The organism is Microbacterium sp. ER1, from assembly GCF_023383675.1.
GTDB lineage: Bacteria > Actinomycetota > Actinomycetes > Actinomycetales > Microbacteriaceae > Microbacterium.
Map to the genome: position 1 here is coordinate 233,232 of NZ_QCXO01000137.1, position 20,145 is coordinate 253,376.

The window sequence follows — 20,145 nt, forward strand, 5'->3', positions numbered from 1 at the left end:
ATCCGGCCTCGCCCCTCATCCGTTGTCCGATGCTACTGCGGGACGACCACGGCGAACCGCTCGAAGGAGAGCCGCGTGGTGGTGTTCGTCGAGGCCGAGCTGACAGACGTCTTTATCCCGATGCCACCGGCGACCTGCATCGCCGCCACCGCGTCCGTGCCCGTGAGCTGCCAATCCGCAGGCTCGGTCTGCCCCTCGACCCAGACCTTGGCCGCCAGGCTGGTCGGGGCGGTACCACTGACCGCGAGGCGGGCGTGGAGCACCTGTCCGGGCGCATAGGAGCCCGGCAGAACGTAGCTGTTCCCGATCGCCGTCTCATTCCGGAGGAGGTACAGCCGGATGACGCCGGCGGGCTCCAGTCGCACGCGCGCCGAGTATGTCGATGCCCCAACGGTCCGGCCGAGCAGCGTGATGCTCGCGGTGCCGCCGGTCGAGGCGACATCCGACGAGAAGAGGGCATCGAGCACCGTGCTCGTACCGGTCACCGCCAGTCGCGCCTCCCGCGTCTGCGACGGCGCGAGGGACACGACGCCCTTTCCGCCTGCCGTGCTGAATGCGGCGTTTCCTCCCGACAGCGTCCACGCGCCACCGAGGTCGGCGCTGCCCCAGCCTCCCGTCGTCGCCCGGTCGAACTCATCCGTCGCGAGGGGAGTCGGCCCTGTGGGGTCCGGCGGCGTGACCGGCGCGGTCACAGTGACCGGCTTCGTGACTGAGTGCGTTCCGCCGTCGTCGTCGGTCACCGTCAGGGTGACGTCGTACGTCCCCGATGCCGCATACGTGTGCGATGCCGTGACTCCCGTCGCGGTACCGCCATCCCCGAACGTCCACGCGTAGGACGCGATCGTCCCATCCGCGTCGCTCGATCCGCCAGCGTCGACAGCTGCACTGAGTGCGGAGGTCGAGGAGACGAAGGATGCTGTCGGGATCTGGTTGGGCGCAGCGACCACGGCCCCGGTGACGACCTTGTAGTCGTCCACCGAGAAGACCGAGGAGACGGAGGAGACCGAGCTGATCGCCATCTTCACGCCGACCGCACCCGCTGTCTGCAGAGTGGCAGTGGAGTCCGTCCCCTGCAGCTGCGGGTTCGCCGGCTCCGTCGTCCCCGTTCGCCAGACCTTCAGCGCGAGCGTGGTCGGCGACGTTCCGCGTACCGTGAGCACAGCCGACAACTTCTCGCCCGCCACGTACGTACCGGGGATCACGACGCTGTTGCCGATCGCCGTCTCGTTGCGCAGCAGGTAGAGACGGATCGCGCCACTCGCCTCGATCTTCACGCGTCCCGAGTAGACGTCGTTGCCGACCTGACGACCGTTCACCGTGAGGTTGAAGGCTCCGCCGTTGGTCGCGTTGCTCGAGGCGATGGTCAACGAGGTAATCGTCGACGTGCTCGAGACCCCGGCGAGGCGAGCCTCTCGCGTGGCGGCAGGAGACAGGGAGATCCGTCCCACGCCATCCCCCGCCGAGAACGCCGCCGCCCCTCCGGACACCGTCCAGGCGCCGCCGACGTCGGCGGAGCCCCACGAGGACGACGCCGTGCGCTCGAACGCGTCTCGGGCGATGACCTCTTCCGTGGCCGCCGGCGCGACGGCGACGGATGCGGTCGCCTGATGCGTTGCGCCGTCGTCGTCCGTGACCGTCAGCGTGACCGTGTAGGTTCCCGCTGTCGTGTAGGTGTGCGTCGCCGTCGCTCCCGTCGCGGTGGTGCTGTCACCGAAATCCCACGCGTGCGACACGATGCTGCCGTCGGTGTCGGTGGAGCCGCTTCCGTCGGCGGAGATCGACATACCATCCGCGGCGCGCACCACGTTGGCCACAGCCTTGGGCGGCACGTTCTGAGCTTCGACAGCGATCGTCTTCGTCTCGGTCGATGAGGCACCGCGGTCATCGGTCACGGTGAGCGACACCGTGTAGGTTCCGGAAGCCGCATAGTCATGCGTCGCCGTGGCCCCTGTCGCCGAGGCACCGTCGCCGAAATTCCACGCGTACGCCGTGATCGTGCCGTCCGTATCCGCGCTCGCGGATGCGTCGACCGCCACGGAGAGGAATTCCACCTTCTCGGTGAACGCGGCGGTGGGAGGCACGTTCGGGTTCCGCGTCGTCACGTCATGAGCGACGGTGGACGCGAGCCCGCCGGCATCGGTCACCGTGAGGGTGACCGTGTAGGTGCCGGCCGTGTCGTACTCGTGCGTAGGCGCGACACCGGTTCCGGTGTGGCCGTCGCCGAAGTCCCACGCATAGCCGGCGATCGGACCCTCAGGGTCGCTCGAGGCGGAGGCGTCGAAAGCCACCGACCGGTCCGAGGTCGCCGCGGTGAACTGCGCCGTCGGCAGCTGGTTCAGCTCCCCGGTGTCGCCGAGCTGATAGTGCTGCAACACCTGGCTGACCGTCAGGGGCGCTGAGTAGACCGCCGCCTCATCGATCGTGCCGACCCAGAAGGGATCCCCTTCCCAGGTGGTGTCGCCGCCCACGCGCCAGTAGCCGTTGTAGTTGTCGGCACCCGCTTGCGCGTTCGAAGCGACCTCCACGCCATCCACGAACAACTGCATCCCTGCCGCCGACTGCTGCGCGACGACATGGTGCCACTGCCCGTCACGGTAGGTGCCCGGCGCCGTGAGGACGTATGACCCCCCGTTGTAGACGCCGAACTTCAGCTGTCCCGATCCGTTCATGTAGATGTGCCGGTCGTAGTTCGAACTGGGATTGGCATTGTTGGAGTTGCTGTTCCCGAAGCCGATCAGCTTGCCGCCGCCCGTCGAGGTGGTCTTGAACCAGGTCTCGATCGAATAGGTGTTCGGCGACGGGTACTGCCGCGCGCTCACCACCGTCTGGCGGTTGTTCCAGCTGGAGAACAGCTTCGAGGACGTGAACCGGATGGCCTGGTCCGCGACGCCGGACAGCGCTCCGGTCTGGCCTCGTTGGATCGTGGCCGACCCACTGGTCTGGTACGTCCCGGTGCTTCCGTCGCGGCCCGAGTCTTTCGCGACCGTCCCGCTGGTCTCGCCGAGGCGCCAGTACAGTGTCGGGTCGAGGTCGTACACGGCTTTGCCGTAGGCGTCTGCGGGCGCAGCGGGGAGCGACGACGTGCGCCCAGAAGCCACCCAGTGCGCATCCACCGCGTCACGGGTCAACGCACTGCCGTACACGGCCACGTCCGCGATGCGGGCGTTGAGGTAGTTCGACGACCCCGCGGACGGCCAGCCGCTCTGGGAGTCCCCGCCGATGCGCCAGTAGCCTGAATAGCTCTGACCGGTCGTCGTGTCGGAGCGCGAGCTCACCCGCACGCCGTCGACGTACAGCACCATGCCCGAGCTGTTCATCGTGCCGACCACGTGGTGCCACTTGCCGTCGTTGAGACCGGCCCCGCTGGTGAGCGTCCGCGCAGTCCCGGGGTACACGCCGAACGTGACCTGCCCCGAATTGCTCAGGTAGAGGTGCCGGTCGTAGCTTCCGGACAGCCCCTTGGCGTTGTTGCCGAAGCCGACGATCTTCCCGCCGCTCGTGCTGGTCGTCTGGAACCATGCCTCGATCGAGAACTCGTCAGGACCGACCTCGGAGACCGAACTGGCAGAGGTGCCGTCGGTGCCGTTGAAGGCCGTGGAGGCCGAGGTCTCACCGACGACCTGGCCCGCCTGGCCACGGGTCGTCCCTCCGGACAGCGTGAGGTCGTTCCCGGAGATCCAGTCGGTCGCGGACGAACCGGACGCCTCGTTCATGGGCCAGTAATACCTCGGCGAGGACGAGAGCACGGCTTCGTTGTACGTGTTCGAGGTCCCGGCGGCCGCGATCGTCACCGGCGTCCAGTCGGACGTCGTGGTGTTCCCGTTGGGGTCGGTCACCTTGACCCGGTACTCGTATGTCTGGCCGGCGGTCACCGCCGTGTCGGAGTACGTGAGCCGCGGTCGCACCCAGTAGGTGGAGTCGGCAGTGGTCGTGTGGATCGGCTGCGCGAGGTCACGACGGAAGACCTCGTAGGTCAAGCGGGCGTTGTCGGCGTCGTAGTTCGCGGACCAGGCGACGCGTGCCTGCCCCGCGCGGAAAGACTGAGCGCTGATCTGGTAGGCGCCGCCCTTGATGGTCGGACCGATCTTGTTCGGCGCCGTCCCGGGCTTCGCGAAGCGCACGAGTCCCTGTTGTGCGCTACCGCTCACGGCCGTGAACTCACCGCCGTAGACGAGGTAGTCGCCACCGCCCGTGACCGACCATGCGGCCTGATTCATGCCGGACACCGTGCCGGGCTGCCACGTCGGGTACCAGTGCAGCAGACGGGCCGCCGGGTTGCCGGTGAAGCTGCGGTACCCGTAGATGTCAGGAGTGATGGTGCGGTCCGACGGGTTCTTGTCGAACGCGAGCGAGAAGTTGAAGCTCCACGGGTCGAGCTGCGGGAACTCTCCGATGTTGCCGCAGTAATGCGAGTGCGCCGCCGTGTAGAGCACACCCCCGGTCGGGTACACCGAATAGGTGTCGCCGTGGCAATCCTCCATCCACACCATCGAGCCGTCGCTCCAGCGCGCGCGGAACGCGCCTTCGAAGTCGTCCTCCGTCTTCGATCCTCCGAAGTCGTACCCACTGCCGTAGACGCTGTCCCCGTCGGAGGCGAGCGAATAGATGGAGGCGCCGGTGCCGGCGTTGCGGATGACACTGTTGATCGCCCAGGGGAGGCTGGCTCCGCTGGAGGCGTCGAGCGCGGCCATGCCGCGACCCGGGTTGGTCGACCCGTTGGTGGACGTGAACGAGCCGGCGATGACCACCTTCGAGGCATCGGGGGACACCACGACGGAGCGGACGCCGTACCCGCCGGCGAGGACCGGGTTGAAGTCGAGCACGGCACCGGTCGACGCGCTCACGGCCGCGACGCCGGTACGTGCGGTGTTGTTGATGTTCGAGAACTCCCCCGTGACGTACACGGTCGTATCGGTGGCGACGATGCCCTGCACGATCGTGTTGGTACCGGGGGTCCAATTGCCGATCAGCTGGCCGGTGGCCGTGTCGAAGGCCGCCAGACGGTAGCGGTTCTGACCATTGACGGCGGTGAAGCCGCCGCCAATGTACAGCCGCGAGCCGTCGGGCGACACCGCCGCGGCGAGGATGCGGCCGTTGACCTGGGGGGCGAAGGATGTGTCGAGCACACCGGTTGCGAGATCGTAGGCGAGGAGGTTGGATCGCGGCGTCTCGTTGGTGCCGGCCGGCGCTCCCGCCGGGCGCGCGCTCGTGAACTGCCCGCCCGCGTACACCTTGGTGCCGCCCACCGCCTGAGCCCAGACGATGCCGTTGATCTGCGTCGTCGGCAGCGGGTCAGCGCTCACCGTCGCCGGCAGAGCGGGATCGGTCGGCACTGTATCCGCCTGCGCGGCCGGTGCGGTGATGGTCGCGCCGAGGAGCGCGGTCACCACGACGGCGACGACTCCCATCGCGAGACGACGGAATGGACGTGCGCGCGATTCTTCGTCGCGTTCGATTGCCTCGAGTCGCTGGACTCGCATGGCGCCTCCCCACAGGCACATGCCGAAATATCGGCGGATGATGGATCCCCTCGCGTCCCCCAAAGACGCATCCGCCGTCAGAATAGCGCAGCACTCGCCGCAGCGCTACCCGACCTCAGGACCCGATGGCCGTGCGATCCGCGGTGGGCACCAGGATCTCCGCGAGATGGGCGCACATGATCGCCGTAGTGAACGACGACTCGACCGCCGCGCGGCCGGCGAGCCCCATCCGTGCCGCCTCCGCCGGGTTCGAGAGGAGGGACAGGAGCCGATCGGCCAGCGCCTCGGCGTCTCCCACCGGAGCGAGGTGGCCCGTCACTCCCTCCTCGACGTACTGCGACATCCCCGGCGTGTCCGTGTTCACGACCGGTCGTGCGGTCGCGAGTGCCTCCAGAGTCACCGTCATCCCCGACACGTGAAGATTCGGTCGGGTTGCCGTCGCCACCACTGTCGCTGTCGCGTACAGGTCCCGGAGATCGCGATGGCTCATGCGCTCGACGACACGGACGCCGTCCGGCGCGCCGGTCGCCGATGTCTGCACGACGGCCTCCACGTCGGGCCGCTGCGCCCGGACGATCTCCAGCGCTCGGAAGAGCGTCTGCGGATCACGATCCCTGTCGTTGCCGATGCTCACGATGCGCGGCCGCTCCGGGTAGGGCCGCGGCGGGAAGAAGTCGGCGTCCACTCCGAACGGAACGGCGGTGATGCGTGGCCCTCCGGCCCCGATCACTGCCCGGAGCGGTTCGACCTGTCCCCGGCTCAGCACCCACAGATCGTCCGCGCTCTGCAGCACCTCGATCAGACGCTGCGGAACGTGGCCCCGCTCCACCATGTCGGTCAGCCAGATGACGCCTGACGCGAAGCTCCGCCGAGGACGCCGCACCTGCATCCGAAAGGCGGCGTTCTCGTCCCAGGTGAAGGCGCGGCCGTCGACCGGGCGCGGGCCGAGGCCGACGCGGCTCCGCATTCGCGCCACCCGTCCGGGCGCCGGCAGGTCGAGCACGTCGACGGGCGCGAACGCGCGCAGGCCGTCCAAGCCGTACTGCCAGGCGCTCGGCACCTCACCTGCCGCGTGACGGCGCTCCCACGCGCTCACCGACTGTTCGGCAGGAAAGCCCCAGGCGAGGGATGAGTCCGAGGAAGGTTCTGACGACACCGCCCCAGATTAGCCGCCGCACTCGGCGATCAAGGCTCGGGCATACTGTTCCGATGCACTCCGCCGCGACGTCCCCCTCTCCCTCGCTCCGCATCGCGCTGATCGGCACGCGCGGAATCCCCGCCGCATACGGAGGATTCGAGACGGCCGTCGAAGAGGTCGGGCGGCGGCTCGTCGCCCGGGGACACCGTGTGCTGGTGTACGGGCGGGATGCCGGCACCGCGGGCGACGTACACCTGGGCATGCGGAGGGTGACCCTGCCGGCGGTACGGCACAAAGCGCTCGAGACGCTCAGCCACACCGCGCTGTCGACCGCGCACGCGGTCACCAGGGCCCGTCCCGACGCAGCTTTCGTCTTCAACGCCGCCAACTCGCCGTTCCTCCCGTTGCTGCGCGCCCGGGGCATCCCCGTCGCGCTCCACATGGACGGACTCGAGTGGCGACGCTCGAAGTGGGGGCCCCGTGGAAAGGCCTACTATCGCTGGGCCGAGTCGTTCGGCGTGCGGACGGCCGATGCGATCATCGCCGACGCTCCCGGAATCGCCGAATACTACGATCACCAGTTCGGCGTGGCCAGCGAGATGATCCGCTACGGCGCCCCTCTCCTCGACGACGCACCGGTGGCCGGCATCCGCGCGCTCGGCCTCGAGCCCGGCGAGTACCACCTCGTGGTCGCGCGGTTCGAACCCGAGAACCATGTCCGTGAGATCGTCGAGGGGTACGCCGCGTCTGCGGCCGGGAAGCCCCTCGTGGTCGTGGGCTCCGCCCCCTATGCCGCCGACTACACCGCGGCCATCGACGACCTCGCGGCCGCGGACGACCGAATCCGCCTCCTCGGCGCGGTGTACGACCAAGACCTTCTCGACGCGCTCTACCACCACGCCTTCACCTACCTCCACGGTCATTCCGTCGGGGGGACGAACCCGTCGCTCCTGCGCGCCATGGGAGCCGGCACGGCCGTGATCGCGTACGACGTCGTCTTCAACCGTGAGGTCCTCGACGGCCATGGTTGGTACTTCTCGGACCCGGCCCAGGCGGCCACCGCGATCACCGCCGCCGAGGCCGACGCGGACGGCGTGGCCAGAGCCGGAGCTGCCGCCCGGACCCGCGCCGCCGATGATTTCACGTGGGACGCCGTCGCCGAAGCCTACGAGGATCTGGCGCTGCGGATCGCGCGCGGGGAGTCGTTCCACGACTCGGCGAGGCGCGCGCATCGCCGAGCCGAGGAGTGGACCGGCTAACCCGGCTGGCCTGCGGAGGCCGGATCGTCTTCGGCCGCCGGATCGTGGGCGCGGTCGGAAGCGAGCAGGCGCCCACGGTGGCGGTGGATGTAGATGGCGTACGGGATGAGCTGGCAGACGGTCAGCGCGAACGCTACGCCGAGCAGCGGCCCGATGATGCCCAGCAGCGGTGTCAGCACGACCGACAGCACGATGCTCAGCGCCGCCATCGCCAACGTCGGAACGACCTGGAAGCGGATACCCGGTTTGTCCATGATGAACATGCCCAGGGGATAGACGGCGGCCGTCAGCATGATCATGGCGCCGAACGCGAGGATCGTCGAGGGGCGGACCTCCAATTCGCCGCGCGTGATGAAGTCGAACAGCCAGGGACCGATCACCCAGACGAGCGCCGTAGCCATGGCCACAGCACCGCCGAAGAGGAGGGACAGCAGATACGGCCCGCGCGTGAGCTCGCCGCGGTGCCGCCGCCGCGCGAACTGTGGCCAGAGCGCCACCCCTGCGGCCATGACCAACCCGTTGAGCGCGAAGAACACCTGGCCTGCGACACCGTACTCCGCGACGTCGGTCGGCGTGCCGTACTGGGCGAGCACGTACCGCTGCGAGCCGACGGCGATGGGATACGTGACCATCTGCGCCAGCATCGGCCACCCCACGTCCATCACCCGCACGCCGGGCACACGCCGCCATCGGAACAGGACGCGGAGGGCGTCGGGGATGAGAGGCGCGGTCGAACGCGTCACCAGGGTGAACCCGATGACGGCGGTGATCAGGGAGGCGCCGTACGAGGCGAGTGCGAGGAAGGAGTCGAAGGCCCGGCCTCCGACGGTGAGCAGGAGCCAGACGCCGCCGAGCGTGAGGGGGGAGATGAGGCCTTGCACGAGGATGACGAGGTGGTTGCGGCGCTGTCCCAGCAGGATCCGGAACCACACGCCGAGGGTCACCGTGAGGCTGAACAGCGTGATGCACAGGAAGGCGGCGAGGGGAGCCCCGGGGATGGCTCCCGCATCCCCGAACAGCACGCGCCATCCCCCGCTGACGAGCAGCACGGTGTTGGTGATCATGAGGCCGGAGGCGAAGAGCAGCAGGATCCGTCCGACCGACGTCACCTGAAGGCGCAGCTTGCGGTCCGTGCGGACGTCTTCGCTGGTCGCCACCGCATTGACCAGCACCGCACCACTGCCGAGGTCCGTGAACGTCAGCAGCGATGGAATCGTGATGAGCAGTGTATAGAGCGCGTAGTGCTCGACGTCGGTCTCGCCCAGGATCATCCTGGTGGTGATCACACCGCAGACGAGGGAGACGACCATGGTGGCCGCGCGGGCGCCGAGCGCCAGGAGCGAGTTCACGGGGCCTCAGCCTCGGGCGCCGCGGCGGCTCAGCCGAGGACGCAGCCCGCGAGGGCGCTCGTCCGTATAGTACGGGCTCTTCGCCGCGCCGCGGATGCCGTTGAGGACGATGCCGAGGACCGGCGTCCGCGTGGACTCGAGCGACGAGAGCGCACGCGCGAGCTCGGTCCCCTTCGTGCGATGGGCGCGAACGACGAACAGGGTGCCGTCGGCCGTGGTCGAGAGCCAGAGAGCGTCACTCACGGAGAGAACCGGCGCGGTGTCGATGATGACGTAGTCGTACTTCTCCCGCGCGTCGTCGACGACCTTGTGCAGCTCTCCACTGGACAGCAGCTGCCCCGGGTTCGGAGGCTGCGCACCGGCCGTGAGGATGTCCAGCCCGGGGCGACCCCACTGCTGCACCGCATCATCCAGCTCGACGTCACCGATCAACACCGTGGTGAGACCCACCGCCCCTTCGAGCTGGGTGTAGCGCGCGGTACTGGGGCGCCGCAGGTCCGCCTCGATGAAGAGGACCGTCCGTCCCCCCTCGGCGAGCGTCAGCGCGAGCCCCAGACCGACGGAAGACTTGCCCTCCTGTGCCGAACACGAGGTCACCAGGATCACCCGTCGGCTCTTGTCGACGTCGACGAATCGCAGGCTCGCGGAGACCTGCCGCATCGCCTCCGCGATGCGTCCGTCGGGCTGCGAGCGAATGACCCGGGCGAGCGTCTGATTGTCCGCGGCCTCGGGGATCTCCCCGAGAACCGCGACGTCGGTGATCTCGCCGAGCGAGCTCGCGCTCACGATACGGGTCGCGAACCGTCGGCGCAGCACGGCGTACACGACACCAAGGAGGAGGCCGCCTGCCGCGCCGAGAGCGACATTGTTGCGGGTGTTGGGCGATATGGGCACTGTCGGCGTCCGGGCGGGCGAGATGGTCTCGATCCGCACGGCGGGCTTCTCGTCAGCCCCCAGTGGGGAGATGTCCCGAACCGCGACAGCGAGCTCGCTCGCGATGGCGTTCGCGGTCTCCTGCGCGGTCTCGCCGTCGGCGTCGGTGACGCCGATCTCGATGACGACCGTGTTGAGCGGCACGTTGACGTCGACGCGGCGGGCGAGCCGGTTGGGCGTCTCGTTGAGGCCGACCTCCTCGATGACCGGACCGAGCACGGTGGGCGAGACCACGAGGAGCGTGTATGTCTGGACGAGACTCTGGACGTAGTTGGAGCCCTGCAGCAGTTCGCTGGTGCTCTCGCCGCGAGTCGGGATCACCATCACCTGGGCTTCCGCCCGGTACTCCGGGTCGACGAGCTGAGAGTACCCGTATGCCGCTCCGCCCCCCAGGAGCGTGAGCACGATGATCACCACCCAGTGACCCCTCAGCGCCTGGAAGTAATCCTGCAGTGTCATGTGTTCCCGTCCCCCTCGGCACGACGCCGTGCGATCTGTGCGCCGGTTCGCAGCACCTCATTATCGCCTATGTTGGAAAGCGGGTCGGCGGTTCCGACTCGGCACCGAGGGGAACACGTGGCACACAGGCTCATCTTCGTCTGCGAGGCGAACATCTGTCGGTCGCCCCTGATGGCACAGGTCCTTCGTGCCAGCGCTGAGGAACAGCTCTGGGACATCACCAGCGCCGGGATCCGCGTGGGCCCCGGGGACCGGCCGATGTGTGAGGCGGCGGTCGAGGTGGCGCGCGCGGTGGGCGCGGGTGCCGGCGCCGACGACCATCGCTCCTCCGCCGTCGACGCCGACCGGATCCGCACCGCCGATCTCATCCTCACGGCAAGCCGAGCGGAACGCTCTTTCATCTCTCAGCTGGTCCCGCAGGCGCGGTCCAAGGCGTTCACCCTGCGCGAGGCCCTCCATCTGGGTGCCGCGGTCTTCGGCGAGGAGAATGCGAGCGCCCTTCTGGATGACGGGCGCGCAGCGGACGGCCTCGCCGCATACGCGGCGGCCTTGCACGGGCGACGCGGGTTCGTCGCCCCACCGAAAACCCGAAGGACCCTCCTCGGTCGTCGGCGCTCGAACCCGTTCGACATCCCGGACGCCCACCACGACGCCGCGCGGGCGCACCGGGCGATGCTGGAGCGCACCGCCCTGGAGGCATCGGCGCTCTACCGACAGGTCTCGGCGTTCCTCGTGCCGCCCACCCCGGATCTCCTCTCCCGCTGAAGGCGGACGGTCAGCGCGGCGCGACCGAGGTCAGGAACTCCGCCGTGGTCCGGCGGTAGGTCGCCGGAGCAAACCTGTGCAGCGCCGACGCGCGGGCGGAGAGCGCGTCGGCCCGCCGCTCCTCCCAGCCGTCCACCACGGACCGCAGTGCCGCGGCGAGCTCCTGGGATTCCCCCGGCGTCGTGAAGGCGACGCTCTGATAGCTGCCGACCGCCTCGCGAAGCCCGGGGATGTCCGATGCGACCACCGGCCGAGCGGCGAGCACGCCCTCGACGGCGGTGTTGCCGAAGGACTCGTCCTGCCGGGAAGGCACGACGAGCACATCGATGCCGGCGAGGAACGGCCAGACGTCGGACTGGAATCCGAGGAACGTCACGCGATCGCCGACGCCGAGCGCCTCCGCACGCTCGCGCAGCTCCCGCTCGTATCCCGCGTTCTCCACGAAGGCGGCACCCACCAGATGGAGATCGGCGTCGACGCCGGCGACGGCGAGCTCGGCCAAGGCCTCGACGGCGAGGTCGGGGCCCTTCCGGTGCGAGAGCCGACCGACGTAACCGATACGGAGGCGGTCCACGTACGGCCGCGGCTCGTCGACCTCGGAGGGGGCGGCCACACCGTTGGGGATAACCGCTGCGCGCCGAGCGAGGGCAGGAAGCGCCGCTTGAACGGTCTGCAACGTGAAGCGGCTGTTCGCGACGACCCGATGCGCCGCGAGATGCGGTGCGTAGAGTGCGAGGTTCACCCAGCGGGACGCGGAGGCCTCCGCCTCGTGGACATGGGTGACGGTCGGTATACGGCTCAGTCGACCCACGAGGGGCCAGGTGGGCAGGACGATGGTGCTCACGTAGATGCTCCGGGGACGCAGCCGCCGGACGATCGCGATGGAGGCAGCGAATCCCTGAACCGCGTCCCGCGCGGACCGCAGCCAGTTCCGGGGCCGCAGGTTCGACTTGCGCAGCACGAACATCGGGGGAAGGAGCACCTGCGCGCCGAGTGCCTGCAGTTCGTCCACGAGAGGGCCACGTCGCGGCAACACGACGACGACCGGCTCCCCTCGCTCCCGCAGCGCTGTCGCGGTCTCGAGGAGCATACGATCGGAGCCGAACAGCTCCCATCCCGGGTGCACGAGGAGATGCGGGGCACGAGAGTCGTGGGTCACACCTCCATTGTGCCCGGACGGAGCCGGGACGCGACCCGGTCCGCCCCGGAGGGCGGACCGGGAGATGCTCACCGGCCGCTGCCGAGCATCACTGTGCCCGTCGCGATGCCCAGCAGACTCGCGACCGCTGACGGGAGCGGCCGGGCGATGGCGGTGTTCGCGGCGATGTCGTCCCTCATGTCCGCGAAGGGTTGGGCAACGGCCGTCTGCGCGTTGCGCCAACCGGGGTTCTTCGCCGCGGCGAGCTGCGCGGGCGTCGAGAACGTCTCGTAGACGTCGCCAGACCCTCCCCAGGTGACCATCGACGGGCCACGAGTGGAGCTGCTGAACAGGTTGCCGTCGATCGTGACATTCCACGTGTTCACCGCGCGCCCCGTCGCCGTGTCGTGGGCGAAGATAGCGCGGGGTCCGCCCGCACCGAACACGTTGTTGCGGATGGTGATGTTGCGCGTGATCCACGTCACGGTCGGATCCACTCCGTCGACACGCGGGTCGCGGCCCACACGATGGGTGGCCTGGCGTCGTTCGTCCTGCATGAGATTGAGATCGTGGCGCGCATTGTTCCCGAGGTCGTTGTTCGTGATCAGTACGTTCTCGGTGTCGAAGATGCGAATCCCTTCGCGGTTGTCGAACGCCTGACTCCGCGCGATGGTGACCTGGGACGACAGTTCCGCGTGGATCCCGATCTCGGTGTTCCCGTTCGACGTCACGTCGAGGATCTTGACGTCGTAGCACGACTCGTCGAACCAGGTCCCGCTGCCCACGTTGCGGCTCGTGTCGACGTTGCTCATCACGATGCCGCGGGTGCGAGTGACCTTGACCCCGCCGGCGACGGGCGAGCCGTTGAACCGCTCGGTGTTGTTGTCGGTGATGAGAGAGTCCGTGAAGGTCGTGCCGTACGCCGTGGTTATAGACATCCCGAGCAGCCCGTTCCTGCGGACGGTCAGATCGTCGATCTTCGCCCGGTCGTTACCCACGAACAGCCCGATCGTCGCGTTGTCCTCGATGACGAGGTCGCGTACCGTGACGCCGACGTTGTGCATACGGACGGTGCCGAGCACGTCGTAGGAGGTTGCGTAGCGCCGGACACCGAAACCCTGCAGCACGGAATTCGCCGACTGTACGTTGAGCGCCTGTCCGAGGTCGCTCGCCCGCACCTCCTTACCGGAAGGGTCGGTCCCGAGGATCAACCGGTCGCGCGCGTCGTCGACGGCGAACGTCCCGGCAACGACCTCAGCGGCCGTGGCGACCTGACGCTGCGGGACACCGTCGATGTAGAGCTGGTCCGGGTGGTTCGCCATCGGGTATGCCGGGTCGACGAACCATCCGGCATTGCCGTTGAGCATGTCGTCGTCGAATTCCGCCGTCCATCCGGCACTGACCCATGCCGACCCCGACTTCGTCCAGTTCGCGACCCGTGTCGAGCCGTCGAACCAGACGGCCTCTCCCGGGTAGGCCTGGATGGTCAACGTCTTGCTGTACGGGACGTCGACGGACTGATGATAGACGCCAGCCCGAAGGACGACCGTGGATCCGGGGCGGGCGGCGTTCACGGCGGCTTGAACGGAACGGTACGGTGCGACCATTGTGCCTGTGGGGCTCTCCGCGGTGCTCCGCGCATCGACGAACAAGGCACCGGCGGGCACCGCGTACTGGGCGGTGCCGACAGGAGCCGCACCGCGTTCGGGGGTCCCGGGCTGCGGCTCGGGCTCCGGCTGCGGTTCCGGCTCCGGCTGCGGTTCCGGCTCCGGTTCGGGCTGCGGCTCCGGCTGCGGCTGCGGTTCGGGCTGCTCGGCACTCAAGGGCGCGTCGGCGACCGTGGCATCCAACGAGTCGATCCGCAGGTCGACCGGCGCGGTCGCGCTGCTCGATGCATAGGCCCAGACGGCGAAGCCTCCCGCGCCGGAAAGCCGGGCGGCGGAGGAGTCGGTTGTCCGGAGCTGGGGCGCCCCAGGTGAGGAGCCGACCGGCGTGAGGCGCGCTTCGAAGTCGACGGCGTCGGCCCCGGTGACCGTGGCGTCGAACGTGACCCATCCGTCGCCGAGAACGCTCAAGGGAACGGCCACGCTTTTCAGCTCCGTCTCCATACCTCCCCGGGTCCGGATGACGGAGAGCTGCGCCTGCCCCTCGGCGTCGGTCAGCAGTCGGACTCGGTAGGCGGAGCCGTCGGCCTGGACGCGCGTCGTGTAGGCGTAGTAGCCCCGACCACCGGTTGCTTCGAGGCGGAGATCCGCCGAGACGCGGACGTCTCGCGCCCGGACGGCCTGCGGGGTGAGATAGGCGGACTCTCCGGGGTCGAGGGTGAGGGCCGCCGCGCCATCGGCCACACTGGCCACCTCGGCGCGGGACGACCACGACGAGTAGGCGAGGCCGTTGTCGGAAGCCCCCCATCCGGACGGTGCCGCGCGATCGAAGTCATCGCGCAGCAGCACGTCGGCGGAATCGCTGTCGGCGGCCGCCGCGGGGGAAGCACCGAAGAGGCCGGCCACGATCGTCGTGGCCGCGACGACCGACGCCAGGGCGGCCGAGGTTCGTGAAGGGGAGGGTCGGGTGAGGGTCGAGCGACGTCGCGAACGCAACTGAGTCTCCTAGGGGTCTAACCCGCGTACACCGCGCCCCTCCAACCAGCCCCCTCCGGGCGAGATGGTGTGCAGTATCGGTACGCACCGCCTACCCGGACGGGCGACGGCCACGGCACAGTTTACACACGCTCGGACGACGATCGTTGTGTAACCGAGATATTCACGACGGATCCCCGGACAGATCGGTGCCGACCGAACTACGGATGAAGCGCATCTTCCCGCCGACCTGAGGAATGTGGTCGACGCGCTCGACACGAACGGGGACGAGGCCTCTAGTCGCATGACGCAGCTTCGCCTCCGCGCCGTCGATGCCGGCCTGTACGTCCTGCCCGTCCGCGGGTATGCACCTCAGCGTCACCGCGTAATCCGAGTCCTGGACGATCTCGAACTGACGGATGGACAGGGGCGCGTCGTCGAAGATGTGTCCGAGAGCGCCCGCAATCGTGGTCCCATCCGGCAGGCGCACGGCATCGGAGGAGCGGCCCGAGATCGCGCCCAGGCGAGGAAGCCCCCGCCCGCACGCGCACACCCCTGGTCGATAGCTGCTGATGTCGCCGAGACGATATCGGACGATCGGGAAGACCCGGTTCGTCAAATCCGAGACGATGACCTCTCCTTCCCGTCCCTCGGGCAGGACCCGATCCGCCTCATCGACGATCTCGATGCGTCGCACGTCGGAGAAGACGTGGAGTCCGCTCTGCTCGGCGCACTCACCCGCCATCCAGGGGATCTCGGCCGAGCGGTAGTGGTCGTAGCACGGCGCGCCGAAGGCGTCCTCGATCTCCGCCCTCGTACCAGGGGACAGCGGAGCAGCCGTCACGGCCACGGCCGCCGGCGGAACGACCCGGAGCCCCAGTCGACGCATCCGTCGGACCGTGTCCAGGACGCCGCCGCCATAGCCGATCAGGAAACGGGGCTCCACCCGGTTCCAGCGCTCCACGAACGCTCGCACCGCATCGTCCGTGATCTGGAAGGCGTCGAGCTGCACCCGTCGCGAGGGGAGCCACCCGAGGTCGTGGCGCAGGCGGGCCGCCCCGGTGAGCACGTGGCGCGTCACGATCGCCCGGTCATCCCAGGGTTTCACCCCCCACCAGTCGAACAGGCGCCACTCGAGTGCGCGGGCAGGAAAACGGAGGTCTCGCAGCAGGTGCAGCGGCAGACCCGTACTCCCACCCGTCTTCGAGACGACGCTGGTGCGCGCATCGGCTTCATCCGTGCGAATGCTCTCGAAGTTCTCGCGGAGCATCGTCTTGTCGACGATGGGCAGCGAGGAGAACGACGCGGGGTCGCGCAGATCCTCGGCGGAGAAGCCGTGCGCGGAATACAGCTCGCGGTAGAACGCGCTGTGCTCGAACGCGAAGCGCGCGTGCGCGGCGGACCTCTGGGCGCTCAGCTCGATGGCCTCCTCCGGAGGCAGAGCATCCACGACGAGGAAGTCCCGATAAGCGGCCGTGCTGCTCCGTCCGCCCGCCGCAGTCTTGAGACGGAAAGCCGCTTCTCGCATCATGTCTCCTCCTTCGTGCGGCCACGGGGACGGACGCGGGAGTGCCGAGCTCGAAGCGCCGAACGGTACGCGTGTGCGTGGGCAGCGCCGGCGTCGTCCCACTCGCGCCGAGACAGGTCCGGTCTCTCCGTGGTGATCTGCCGCACCGCGGCCAGGGCGGCACGCAGCCGCTCACCATCCAGCTCGCCGTCGTACATCTGCACCCACTCCGGCCCCACCTCGGCGGCGAGCGCCTCATTGGGCGCATTGCGCGGCACGAGGACTGGCCGATCGAGCGACAGCGCTGCGAGCACGCTCCCAGAGTTGTGCATGAATCGGTAGGCCAGCACGACCAGCTCGGAACCCGTGACGAGCTCGACCAGCTCGGCGTCGCTCAGAAACTCCAGACGGAGCGTGACCTGCGGCAGGTCCGCCACACGCTCGCGCAGATCGTCGGCCAGGTCCGCGCTCGACGCCTTCCCGCCGATGACGACACTCATCTCGGGATCGACGGCGACGGCAGCGGCGTAGGCATCGACGAAGCCGGACACTCCCTTGTACCGTCGGACCCCTCCGAACGTTCCCATTCGTCCGCGGATCCGCTCCGCTCGCGGCTGCGGCCGGTACCAATCCCGGTAATGGCCGTGCAGGATGAGCGACTGCGCCGTTCCGGCAGGGAGCGGAGTCGTCTCGTTCAACACGATGCGGTGATCGGCCTGGCGGTCGATCCGTCGCAGCAGCCACAGCCGGGCGGCGTTGTCGTCCGGCAGTTCCAAGTTGTGCACCGTGCGCACGACCGCGATCCGCCGTGACAGGGAATGCCGTAACGAGAGCAGCGCCGTCAGGACGTATTTGCCGACGGAAGAGACGGCCGATCCCCCGTGGAGTTTCACCTCAGGCCAGTGCCAGTGGAACACGTCGTATCGACCGAGAAGGGCCTCGCGCCAGGAGAACCGGAGATGCTCGATGCCTGGCGTCGCAGTGAGCGCCTCATCCAGCATGGTGATGTAGGGATTCGTGGTGACCCGAGGCGCACCGAAGGACTGCATGACGCGGATCGGACGCTGGCCCTCAGACATGGATCGCCAACCCTCGGATCGACCGGTACCAACGCATCGCGGCGAGAAGAAGCATGAGCACGTTGATCACGGCCAGCGCGGTATAGAGGACGACGAAGACCGGCTGCCACCACAGCACCGCGAACACCAGGCAGAGGAAGCCGTAGTCCGTCGGGATGACCGCCAAGGAGTACAACCCACCGGACCGCCAAGCCTCCCGAGGCGTCTCAGCGGGCGCTTGAGGGTGCCGCAGACGGTGCACGCGGCGGAGGAAGTCGGCGGCGATGATCCCGAAGAAGAACACGTTGGCCGAAGCCGCGAACACCAGCGGGACGAGCAGCCAGCCGTCCGGAAGGTCGAAGAACCGGAACCAGCAGACGAGCACCGCGAGATGGATGGTCGCGAGCTTGATCGCATCGAAGAAGTGGTCGAGCCACTCTCCCGCCAACGATCCGGAGCCTGTCAGCCGCGCGAGCTGGCCATCGGCGGAGTCGAGCGCGTAACCGAGGACGAGCAGGACGGATACGAGGATCGAAGACCAGATCTCGGGCGGCAAGGTGGCGATCAGGGCGACACCGGTCAGGGTGAACGCCGCGCTGACCAGTGTGACCTGCGTGGGGGTCATCCCCATCACGTACGCGAGCGCGGCCATCGGCCGACCGAGTGGTCGGTTGATGTAGCGGGAATAGGCCGCCGCCCCTTTGGACGACTTCTGCGCCTGCTGCAGGCGTCCCATCGCCGCTCGGATCTCTGACACGACAACTCCCCCAGGCGACGTCGAATGTAGCCTTCACTATATCCACAGGCTGCGCCCGGCTGATCTTCGCGTGCGGCCAGAGAGGAGCATGGATGAGCGCGCGGGTCCTCGCGGTGGTCGTCGTCAATTACGGCGCCGCCCGACTGCTCGAGTCGAACCTCGTCTCCACGGCCTCCGATGTTCCGGAGGCCCGGATCGTCGTCGTCGACAATCTGTCCACGCCGACGGAGCGGGAGACCGTGTCGGCGCTCTGCGCCGCGCGGGGCTGGGACCTCGTCCCGATGGCGACGAACGCTGGCTTCGGCGGCGGGGTGAACGCCGGCGCCGCGCACGCGTTCGACGTGCTCGGTGCCACCGACCTCCTGCTCCTCAACCCGGACGCCCGTATCGACGGCGGTTCCGTCGCCGCTCTGCTGGATGCCACGGCGGACGACCTGACCCTCGCCTCTCCCCGCGTGGTCGACGCGGACGGTCGCGTGTGGTTCGCCGGGATGGACGTCTATCTGGACGACGGTGCGATGGGCGGCCCGCGGAGGCGGCGGGAGCAACCCTCGGCACGGCGGCTGCCGTGGATCAGCGGCGCGTGCATGCTCATCCCGCGATCCGTGTGGGAACTGACGGGAGGCTTCCACGAGGAGTACTTCCTCTACTGGGAGGACGTCGACATCTCCGTGCGCGCCGCACGCGCGGGTGCGCGGCTGGTGGTGGTCGACGACGCGACGGCCATCCATGACGAAGGCAGCACTCATCGCGGTCGCGGGCAGCGAGCCGAGGCGAAATCCGAGCTCTACTACTACTACAACATCCGGAACCGCCTGCTCTTCGCGGCGCTGCATCTCGACGACGATGACGTCGCGGCATGGGAACGGTCGGCTCCGCGCAACGCCTGGCAGGTGCTGCTCCGGGGCGGCCGGCGACAGTTCCTCCGCCCCCTTCCGCCGCTGCGCGCAGCATGGCGCGGGGTCAGGGATGGAAGACGATTCCTGTCCCGGCACCGCTCGACAGGGGCGCCAGTCTAAACTCGGAGCACCGTCTCTCGCACCGCGAGGACACCGGGGAGTGGGGATCACATGAAGGACGTGCACGAGGACAACGCACCGGGACGCCGACGCGTCTGGCTTCCCCTGACGATCCTGGTCGTGGTGGTCGGTCTCGCCGTGGCCGCCGCGTTCCTCGTTCCCCCGATGCTGACTCCCGCCGGGCAGCCGGAACCGACGAGCACGCCGACCGTCCCGCCCCGTGACATCGTGTCCACCGACGCGCCGCGCCCGACGGAGACGCCGCGGCCCGCTCCGTCGGAGAGCGGCCTCCCGTTCGCCGAGCTCACGCCGGTGGGGCCCAACGCCACGATCGTCGCGGAGGGTGCGGACATCCTCCTCGCCCGCGTGGAAGCCGTGCAGGGCGAGGCGGCACTCGCCGGGGAGACTTCGGGTCCTGCCGTGCGCGCCACTGTCAGGATCGTCAACACCGGCTCCGAACCGCTCGACCTCGACTACGTCGCTGTGAACGCGTATTCCGGCGCCGACCGGGCACCCGCCGGCACGCTGACCCGGCCCGGTGGCGTGCCGTTCGAGGGGATGCTCTCCCCCGGAGACGCCGCGGAGGGCGTCTATCTGTTCACCATTCCGGAGGAGGACCGTGAGGACGTCACCCTCACGGTCGACTACCTCTTCGGCGCGGAGGTCGGTGTCTTCCGCGGCGACCTCCGCTGATCGGAGACCTC

General features: G+C 68.8%; 13 protein-coding genes. 4 read left to right on the top strand and 9 right to left on the bottom strand.

The window, feature by feature from the left end:
• Positions 1-32: 32 nt before the first annotated feature.
• Both BV453_RS13050 and BV453_RS13055 read right to left on the bottom strand, forming a co-directional pair.
• On the bottom strand, positions 33-5,408 hold the full coding sequence (locus tag BV453_RS13050) for a PKD domain-containing protein (RefSeq protein ID WP_249521784.1): 5,376 nt from the start codon (positions 5,406-5,408) through the stop codon (positions 33-35).
• A gap of 187 nt (positions 5,409-5,595) precedes the next feature.
• On the bottom strand, positions 5,596-6,576 hold the full coding sequence (locus BV453_RS13055; protein ID WP_025104611.1) for a glycosyltransferase family 4 protein: 981 nt from the start codon (positions 6,574-6,576) through the stop codon (positions 5,596-5,598).
• 113 nt (positions 6,577-6,689) lie between these two features.
• Here BV453_RS13055 and BV453_RS13060 point away from each other — a divergent pair, with 113 nt between their 5' ends.
• On the top strand, positions 6,690-7,877 hold the full coding sequence (locus BV453_RS13060; protein WP_249521785.1) for a DUF1972 domain-containing protein: 1,188 nt from the start codon (positions 6,690-6,692) through the stop codon (positions 7,875-7,877).
• On the opposite strand, the gene BV453_RS13065 is transcribed toward BV453_RS13060, so the two are convergent.
• Both BV453_RS13065 and BV453_RS13070 read right to left on the bottom strand, forming a co-directional pair.
• Complete coding sequence (locus tag BV453_RS13065) at positions 7,874-9,226, bottom strand: lipopolysaccharide biosynthesis protein (protein WP_249521786.1); 1,353 nt, start codon at positions 9,224-9,226, stop codon at positions 7,874-7,876. The two genes, BV453_RS13060 and BV453_RS13065, sit on opposite strands and share 4 nt — an antisense overlap.
• A gap of 6 nt (positions 9,227-9,232) precedes the next feature.
• Positions 9,233-10,618, bottom strand: a complete 1,386-nt coding sequence (locus BV453_RS13070; protein WP_025104614.1) for a polysaccharide biosynthesis tyrosine autokinase — start codon at positions 10,616-10,618, stop codon at positions 9,233-9,235.
• Between the two features lie 69 nt (positions 10,619-10,687).
• On the opposite strand from BV453_RS13070, the gene BV453_RS13075 reads away from it, so the two are divergent.
• Complete coding sequence (locus BV453_RS13075; protein WP_081811609.1) at positions 10,688-11,383, top strand: hypothetical protein; 696 nt, start codon at positions 10,688-10,690, stop codon at positions 11,381-11,383.
• A 10-nt stretch (positions 11,384-11,393) separates the two neighbouring features.
• Here BV453_RS13075 and BV453_RS13080 read toward each other — a convergent pair whose 3' ends face one another.
• The 5 genes from BV453_RS13080 to BV453_RS13100 all read right to left on the bottom strand — a co-directional run bounded on the left by BV453_RS13080 (position 11,394) and on the right by BV453_RS13100 (position 18,422).
• The gene (locus tag BV453_RS13080; protein WP_025104616.1) at positions 11,394-12,542 is read right to left on the bottom strand and encodes a glycosyltransferase; all 1,149 of its coding nucleotides are present in this window, start codon (positions 12,540-12,542) and stop codon (positions 11,394-11,396) included.
• 68 nt (positions 12,543-12,610) lie between these two features.
• The gene (locus tag BV453_RS13085; RefSeq protein WP_249521788.1) at positions 12,611-15,121 is read right to left on the bottom strand and encodes a right-handed parallel beta-helix repeat-containing protein; all 2,511 of its coding nucleotides are present in this window, start codon (positions 15,119-15,121) and stop codon (positions 12,611-12,613) included.
• Positions 15,122-15,284: 163 nt separating this feature from the next.
• Positions 15,285-16,631 (bottom strand): phenylacetate--CoA ligase family protein, encoded by a 1,347-nt coding sequence (locus tag BV453_RS13090; protein WP_102208731.1) that lies wholly within the window; start codon positions 16,629-16,631, stop codon positions 15,285-15,287.
• Positions 16,628-17,686 (bottom strand): hypothetical protein, encoded by a 1,059-nt coding sequence (locus tag BV453_RS13095; RefSeq protein ID WP_025104619.1) that lies wholly within the window; start codon positions 17,684-17,686, stop codon positions 16,628-16,630. The genes BV453_RS13090 and BV453_RS13095 overlap by 4 nt, the downstream gene beginning before the upstream one ends.
• A complete protein-coding gene (locus BV453_RS13100) occupies positions 17,679-18,422 on the bottom strand; it encodes a CDP-alcohol phosphatidyltransferase family protein (RefSeq protein ID WP_029989676.1) in 744 nt (247 codons plus the stop codon). Before BV453_RS13100 ends, BV453_RS13095 begins: the two co-directional genes overlap by 8 nt.
• Positions 18,423-18,514: 92 nt before the next feature.
• Between BV453_RS13100 and BV453_RS13105 the strand changes: the two genes are divergently transcribed.
• Positions 18,515-19,441 carry a glycosyltransferase family 2 protein gene (locus BV453_RS13105; RefSeq protein ID WP_025104621.1) on the top strand — a complete coding sequence of 309 codons (927 nt, stop codon included), beginning with the start codon at positions 18,515-18,517 and terminating at the stop codon, positions 19,439-19,441.
• A 51-nt stretch (positions 19,442-19,492) separates the two neighbouring features.
• Positions 19,493-20,134, top strand: a complete 642-nt coding sequence (locus BV453_RS13110) for a hypothetical protein (protein ID WP_249521789.1) — start codon at positions 19,493-19,495, stop codon at positions 20,132-20,134.
• The last annotated feature ends 11 nt before the right edge of the window (positions 20,135-20,145 follow it).

Excerpts from the sequence above, each read along its gene's own strand:
- BV453_RS13050 (WP_249521784.1), bottom strand. The coding sequence starts at position 5,408 with ATGGGAGTCGTCGCCGTCGTGGTGACCGCGCTCCTCGGCGCGACCATC.
- BV453_RS13060 (WP_249521785.1), top strand. The coding sequence starts at position 6,690 with ATGCACTCCGCCGCGACGTCCCCCTCTCCCTCGCTCCGCATCGCGCTG.
- BV453_RS13070 (WP_025104614.1), bottom strand. The coding sequence starts at position 10,618 with ATGACACTGCAGGATTACTTCCAGGCGCTGAGGGGTCACTGGGTGGTG.
- BV453_RS13075 (WP_081811609.1), top strand. The coding sequence starts at position 10,688 with ATGTTGGAAAGCGGGTCGGCGGTTCCGACTCGGCACCGAGGGGAACAC.
- BV453_RS13090 (WP_102208731.1), bottom strand. The coding sequence starts at position 16,631 with ATGATGCGAGAAGCGGCTTTCCGTCTCAAGACTGCGGCGGGCGGACGG.
- BV453_RS13095 (WP_025104619.1), bottom strand. The coding sequence starts at position 17,686 with ATGTCTGAGGGCCAGCGTCCGATCCGCGTCATGCAGTCCTTCGGTGCG.
- BV453_RS13105 (WP_025104621.1), top strand. The coding sequence starts at position 18,515 with ATGAGCGCGCGGGTCCTCGCGGTGGTCGTCGTCAATTACGGCGCCGCC.
- BV453_RS13110 (WP_249521789.1), top strand. The coding sequence starts at position 19,493 with ATGAAGGACGTGCACGAGGACAACGCACCGGGACGCCGACGCGTCTGG.